Source organism: Kitasatospora sp. NPDC091257, from assembly GCF_044757675.1.
Lineage (GTDB): Bacteria > Actinomycetota > Actinomycetes > Streptomycetales > Streptomycetaceae > Kitasatospora > Kitasatospora lactacystinica.
This window is the reverse complement of the sequence record NZ_JBIVVI010001777.1, coordinates 1-1236: the sequence shown is the minus strand read 5'-3', so window position 1 is coordinate 1236 and position 1236 is coordinate 1. Positions and strand designations below refer to the sequence as shown.

The window sequence follows — 1236 nt, the reverse complement described above, 5'->3', positions numbered from 1 at the left end:
GGAACGGACGGGGACGATCAGGGCAGCAGCAGGCCGGCGAGCTCGTCCAGCAGTTCGGCGACCCTGCGGGCCTTCGCCGGGTCCGGGACGGCCTTGGCGATGACCGGCTCGGCGGGCCGGGCGACGTGGGCGCGGATGGCGCGTCGGGCGTGGTCGGAGACGGTCAGCAGGGTGCGCCGCCCGTCGGCCGGGTCGGGCGCGGCGTCGAGCAGGCCCTGTTCGCGCAGCCGGGCGACGGAGACCGAGACGTGGCTCTGGGCGAAGCCGGTCCGGACCCGGATCTCCTGGACGGAGGTGGCGGGGTGCCGGTACACGTCGGCGATCACGGCGATCTCCCCGGGGGTGAGGTGCTCGGAGGCCGAGTCGGTGATCAGGGTGCGGCCGAGTTCGGTCAACCGCTTGCCGAGTCTGAGGAGTTGCACGCCGTCCATGCCCGACAGAATACATCTTCACCGATGCATCGGTGCCGATGTAGATTGCCGGGCATGACGACCTCCGAACCGCTCAGCCCGGTCTCCCGCACCGCCCTGTCCGTCGCGCGGGTGCGGGCCTACGAGAGCTCCCGCCCCGACCCGCTCTTCGTCGACCCGTACGCCCTGGCGTTCGTCACCGCCGCCGGCCTCGAACCGGCCCTGTCCGGGCCGGTCAGCAACCTCGCCAGGGGCCTGGTCACCCACGGCATCCTGCGCACCCGCTTCTACGACGACCGGCTGCCCGCCGCCGGCGCCGACCAGGTGGTGCTGCTGGCGGCCGGCCTGGACACCCGGGCGTACCGGCTGGACTGGCCGGCCGGCACCCGGGTGTTCGAGCTCGACCTGGGCCCGGTGCTGGCCTTCAAGGAGCAGGTCCTGGACGGGCTCGGCGCCGTGCCGCGGGCCGGGCGCACCGCCCTGGCCGCCGACCTGCTGGACCCGACCTGGCCCGAGCGACTGGTCGCGGCCGGGTTCGACCCGGCGCGGCGCTCGGTCTGGCTGGCCGAGGGGCTGCTGGTCTACCTCACGGCCGAGGAGGCGGCCGGACTGCTCACGGCGGTGGGCGGGCTGGCGGCCCCGGGCAGCCGACTGCTGCTGGAGCAGGGCCGGGACGTGAGCCGCACACCGCACGACCCGGCGCTCGCCCACGTGACCGGGCTGTGGCGCGGCGGCCTCGGCCCGGACACCGGCGGATGGCTCGACCGGAACGGCTGGACCGTCGGCATCACCACCCTGGTCCGGCTCGGGGAGGCCTACGGGCGCC

General features: G+C 75.2%; 2 protein-coding genes. One reads left to right on the top strand and one right to left on the bottom strand.

The features are described from left to right. Positions 1 to 17 precede the first annotated feature (17 nt). Positions 18 to 431 (bottom strand): MarR family winged helix-turn-helix transcriptional regulator, encoded by a 414-nt coding sequence (locus ACIQOV_RS41965; RefSeq protein WP_401056476.1) that lies wholly within the window; start codon positions 429 to 431, stop codon positions 18 to 20. 54 nt (positions 432 to 485) lie between these two features. Between ACIQOV_RS41965 and ACIQOV_RS41960 the strand changes: the two genes are divergently transcribed. Further along, positions 486 to 1236: SAM-dependent methyltransferase (locus ACIQOV_RS41960; protein ID WP_401056475.1), on the top strand; the 751-nt coding region annotated here is incomplete at its 3' end.

Bases quoted from the DNA above. Each gene is read 5' to 3' on its own strand.
- ACIQOV_RS41965 (WP_401056476.1), bottom strand. From the start codon at position 431: ATGGACGGCGTGCAACTCCTCAGACTCGGCAAGCGGTTGACCGAACTC.